The sequence below is a fragment of the Dietzia sp. DQ11-44 genome (assembly GCF_014145205.1).
GTDB lineage: Bacteria > Actinomycetota > Actinomycetes > Mycobacteriales > Mycobacteriaceae > Dietzia > Dietzia natronolimnaea.
Genome location: NZ_JAALEC010000681.1, coordinates 1 through 5172, shown reverse-complemented (window position 1 = coordinate 5172; position 5172 = coordinate 1). Strand labels below are relative to the sequence as shown.

The 5172-nt window shown below is 70.3% G+C and carries 4 protein-coding genes; 2 read left to right on the top strand and 2 right to left on the bottom strand.

What is annotated here, in order from left to right; genetic code table 11:
• Window positions 1-40: 40 nt before the first annotated feature.
• Window positions 41-1021: a UDP-glucose 4-epimerase GalE gene (gene galE, locus G6018_RS15480; RefSeq protein ID WP_182610774.1), complete on the bottom strand. Its 981-nt coding sequence runs from the start codon at window positions 1019-1021 to the stop codon at window positions 41-43.
• Window positions 1018-1707, bottom strand: coding sequence for a metal-dependent transcriptional regulator (locus G6018_RS15475; protein WP_179525206.1), 690 nt, complete (start codon window positions 1705-1707; stop codon window positions 1018-1020). The genes galE and G6018_RS15475 overlap by 4 nt, the downstream gene beginning before the upstream one ends.
• Window positions 1708-1933: 226 nt before the next feature.
• Here G6018_RS15475 and G6018_RS15470 point away from each other — a divergent pair, with 226 nt between their 5' ends.
• Together G6018_RS15470 and G6018_RS15465 are read left to right on the top strand one after the other, a co-directional pair.
• Window positions 1934-3166 (top strand): acetoin utilization protein AcuC, encoded by a 1233-nt coding sequence (locus G6018_RS15470; RefSeq protein WP_182610773.1) that lies wholly within the window; start codon window positions 1934-1936, stop codon window positions 3164-3166.
• A 62-nt stretch (window positions 3167-3228) separates the two neighbouring features.
• Window positions 3229-5172: GNAT family N-acetyltransferase (locus G6018_RS15465; RefSeq protein WP_182640096.1), on the top strand; the 1944-nt coding region annotated here is incomplete at its 3' end.

Sequence of the window (5172 nt, the reverse complement as noted above, 5' to 3'; positions counted from 1 at the left end):
CCGGCGCGGTCGGGGCGCTCCCGCCCGCGCCGGCCCGGGACTACCGCGGGGCGGAGTGCGCCCGATCACCCAGGGCCGAGGTGAACGCCCACGCATCGCGGACGATCGTGTGCAGGTCGGTCCGGGTGGGGGTCCACCCCAACTCGGTCATCGCCTTCTCGCTGGAGGCCACCAGGACTGCGGGGTCGCCGGCGCGCCGCGGTGCGACCACGTCCGGGATCGGGTGCCCGGTGACCTCGCGGCACACGTCGATCACCTCGCGGACGGAGAAGCCCTCCCCGCTGCCGAGGTTGAGTACACGGTGGACGCCGGGTCGGTTGGACTCCAGGGCCAGTAGGTGCGCGTCGGCGAGGTCGGCGACGTGGATGTAGTCGCGGACGCATGTCCCGTCCGGGGTGGGCCAGTCGTCGCCGAAGACCTTGATGTCGGATCGGTGTCCCAGGGCCACCTGCAGGACCAGCGGGATGAGGTGGGTCTCGACGACCCGGTTCTCTCCCACCGGACCGTGGGCGCCGGCCACGTTGAAGTAGCGCAGACTCGTGGCGGCGAGCCCGTGGGCCACCGCATACGAGGTGATGGCGTGATCGATCGCCAGTTTCGTGGCGCCGTAGGTGTTGGTGGGCCGGGTGGGCATGTCCTCGGTGATCGGGATCTGCTCCGGCTCGCCGTAGGTCGCCGCGGTGGACGAGAAGACGAGGTTGGTGACGTCGGCGGCGCGCATCGCGTCGAGGAGCGCGAGGGAGGTCACGACGTTGCCCTGCCAGTACTCCGCGGGCTTCTCCACCGACTCCCCGACGAGGGACCGGGCGGCGAAGTGCAAGACCCCGTCGAATCCCGGGTCCAGGACCTCGCCCGCCAGCGCGGCGACATCGCCCTCGATGAACGTCGCCTCCGCGGGGACGCCCGACCTGTTGCCGGTGGAGAGGTCGTCCAGGACCACGACCTCGTGTCCGCGCTCGACGAGCACGGTCGCGCAGACCCCGCCGACGTAACCCGCCCCACCGGTGACGAGGAGCTTCACGGGAGGATCTCGACCTGGATCGCGTGCGCGTGGTCGCCGTCGAGTTCCACGGTGTGACCGTCACCGGAGTCGAGTTCGACGAGGTGGCCCCGCCGGGTCGCGGTCACGGTCCGCAGTGGTTCCACACCGTGCGCGCGGAGCTCGGAGATGAGGTCGGTGTCGATCTGGACGTTCTCGCCGATCGCCTGGATCCGGACGCTGTGCGGGATGTCCGTGTCCAGCGCCGACAGGCGGGTGAACGCGCGATCGTTGGCCATCTGGGAGGTGTAGCCGATCCGGTCGAGCCCTGGAATGGGGTTGCCGTACGGTGACGTCCTCGGGTCGTCGAGTACCTCGATGAGGCGACGCTCCACGTCGTCACTCATGACGTGCTCCCATCGACACGCCTCGGCGTGGACCTTCTCCAGTTCCAACCCGATCACATCGACGAGCAGTCGCTCCGCGAGCCGGTGCTTACGCATCACGTCCACGGCCAGATCCCGGCCGGTCGTCGTGAGCTGCAGGTGACGGTCGGGCGCCACGTGTACGAGGCCGTCGCGTTCCATCCGCGCGACCGTCTGGCTCACGGTCGGACCGCTCTGCTCGAGTCGCTCCGCGATCCTGGCCCGGAGTGGGATGACTCCCTCCTCCTCGAGCTCATAGATGGTGCGGAGGTACATCTCGGTGGTGTCCACCAGGTCTTTCACGCTGAATCCTCCACGTCGGATCGTCGCAGGTAGTCGCTCCCGGTGGTCGACGGTCCCCTCCGGGTTCACGGTCGAGACTACCGCCGGGCCTCGAACCGGGGTGGGGAGCGGGCAATCGGGGGTCGGCTCGGGTCCCGCCGCGTAGATTCGTGGGGCGCGCATCTCGGTGTTCCCACCGGATGTGGGCCGCCGGGAGCGTCCCGGTGCGAGGGGAGGACGGGTGGCAATGGCCGGTATCCGGGACGGCGTCGCGGCCGCGGTGGTGTGGAGTCCCTCGCTGATGGAGTACCGGCACTCCGCCGATCATCCGATGAGTCCGCGCAGACTCGATCTGACCATGTCGCTGGCCACGGAACTGGGGGTCCTGCAGGGCGTCGAGATGCTGGACCCCGGGTGGGCGAGCGACGAGGAGCTGCTCCGCGTCCACACGTCCCGCTACATCGGCGCCGTCAGGGCGGCCGGCGACCTGCCGCCCGGGGAGCACTTCGGGATGAGCCACGGTCTCGGCACGGCGGACAACCCGACGTTTCCGGGCATGCACGAGGCGAGCGCCGCGGTGGCCGGAGGAACCTTGGCCGCAGCGCGGGCGATCGCCAGTGGCGCCGCGACGCGGGCGGTCTCCGTGGCCGGCGGCATGCACCACGCCATGCCCGCGGCCGCCGCCGGCTTCTGCGTCTACAACGACGCCGCGGTGGCCATCAGCTGGTTGCTCGACAACGGGTACGACCGCATCGCCTACGTGGACATCGACGTCCACCACGGGGACGGTGTCCAGGCCGCCTTCTACGAGGATCCGCGTGTGCTGACCATGTCCCTGCACCAGCACCCGGCGACCCTGTGGCCGTCGACGGGCTGGGCATCGGAGACGGGGGTGGGCCGCGCGGAGGGGACCGCGGTCAACCTGGCGTTCCTGCCGGCGGTCACCGACGGGCTGTGGATGCGCGGGTTCCACGCGGTCGTTCCCGGGGTCCTGCGGGCCTTCGAGCCACAGATCATCGTCATGCAGGCCGGATGCGACTCGCACCGCGAGGACCCGCTCGCCGACCTGTCCCTCACGGTCGACGGGCACCGCGAGTCCTACCTCCGACTCATCGCACTGGCGGACGAGCTCTGCGAGGGGCGGATCATCGCCATCGGCGGTGGGGGCTACGAGCTGGTCCGGGTGGTCCCGCGATCGTGGACCCATCTCATCGCCGCCGTCCTCGGCGTCCCCGTGGATCCGGGGACCCGGGTACCGGAGGAGTGGAAGGCCATGGCCGCCCGGTTCACCGTTCCGGACAGGGTCCCGCAGACGATGAGTGACGGCGGAGATCCCGCGCACACGCCCTGGGAGCCCGCCGGTGCCGATCGTGGGGGAGAGGTGGACCGGACACTGGCCCGACTCGACCAGTCGATCCTCGACACCCGCCGCTCGGTGTACCCCCTGCTCGGACTCGACCCGGACGATCCCCGGGACTGACCGCACCACCCCCGCGTCGCGGGTGCCCACCATTCACAACAGTTGTCTCATGGAGGACCACGATGGCCAACCCCGGTGACGGAACGACCGACGGCGGCGCCCCCGAGGGTGACGCGCCGGTCGTCAACCCGCCAGAACACGCCTCCACCGACACGGCGGTCGACGACTATCCGGAGGGCTATCCACACGAGTGGGCGGCGGATGTCCTGGGTTCCGACGGCCGGGCGGTGCGGATCCGGCCGGTCCTGCCCAACGACTCCGAGAAGATCACCCGCTTCCACGCCAGCCTCTCCGAGCGGACCCGCTACCTGCGCTACTTCGGCTCCCACGACGTCCTGTCGGCCAAGGAACTGCAGCGGATGACCAACGTCGACTACCGCGACCGGATGGCGTTCGTCGCGGAACTGGGCGCGGAGATCATCGGGATGGCGATCTACGAGAGGCTCCCGGACTCGACGTTCGCGGAGGTGGCGTTCACCATCTCGGACCAGCACCAGGGCCGGGGGCTCGGATCGATCTTCCTCGAGCATCTCGCGGGGTCCGCCGCCGAGTGCGGGATCGACCACTTCGAGGCGGAGGTGCTCTCGGAGAACCGGTCGATGATCCAGGTGTTCCGTCGGGCGGGGTACGAGATCTCGCGCTCCTTCGATGGATCAACCCTGCATCTCGAGTTCGCGATCGACCCCACCGAGGCGTTGACCAACGTCCGTAACGCCCGCGAGACCGCGGCCGAGGCGCGCAGCCTCGCGAGGGTCCTGACCCCCGCCTCGGTGGCGGTCATCGGCGCCTCCGACCAGGTCGGCAAGATCGGCCACACGGTCCTGCGCAACCTCATCGGGAACGGGTTCTCCGGCCCGGTGTACCCGGTCAACTCCGATGCGACCTCCGTGCAGTCGGTCCGTGCCTACGCCAGCGTCCGCGACATCCCCGACCCGGTCGACCTGGCCGTGGTGGCGGTTCCGGCCGCGTCCATGTCCGAGGTGCTCGACGACTGCCTGTCCAAGGGGGTCTCGACCCTCGTCGTGATCTCGGCCGGGTTCTCCGACGTCGGCAGCGCCGGAGTGGTGTCCGAACGTCGCCTGGTGAGCGAGGCCCGCGCCCACGGGATGCGGGTGGTGGGGCCCAACGCCCTCGGGGTGATCAACACCTCCCCCGACGTCCAGCTCAACGCCACCCTCGCCGAGGTGGTCCCGGGGCCGGGTCGGGCCGGGTTCTTCTGTCAGTCGGGTGCCCTGGGGATCACGATCCTCGCCGCCGCCGCCCGCCGGGGTCTGGGACTGTCGACATTCGTCTCCGCGGGGAACCGTGCGGACGTCTCCGGCAACGATCTGCTCCAGTACTGGGATACCGACACCGGGACCGAGGTGGTCCTGCTCTACCTCGAGAGTTTCGGCAACGCCCGCAAGTTCTCGCGGATCGCGCGCCGCGTGGCCCGCAACAAGCCGGTGGTGGTGGTGCGCCGGGCCGTCGACGACCTGGAATCGGGAGTGCAGGGTCTGACCGCCTCGGCCATCCGCGGACTGTTCCGCGACTCCGGGCTCATCCAGGTGGACTCCATCACCGACATGTTCGACACGGCGACGTTGCTCGCCTATCAGCCGTTGCCGGCGGGCGGCCGTCTGGCGATCGTCGGGAACTCGACCGCCGTCGGCCGACTGGGCGGGGACTCCGCGCGGTTGCAGGGATTCACCGTGGCGCACTCGGTCGACCTGGGCGCGGGAGCGCTACCCGAGGACTTCCGGGCCGCGATCGCCGACGTGGTGGCCCGCGACGAGGTGGACTCGGTGCTGACGGTGTTCGTGCCACCGGTGGCCACCGAGCCCGATGCCTACGCCGAGGCCATCCGTGCCGCGGCGGCCGACAGTTCCAAGCCGGTGGTGAGTACCTTCCTCGCCGGCGAGGGACTGCCCGAGGGGCTCACCATCACCGACGAGTCCGGCGTGGCCTCGCGGGGTTCCATCCCGTCGTACCCGTACCCCGAGCGTGCGGTGTCGGCGCTGGTGCGC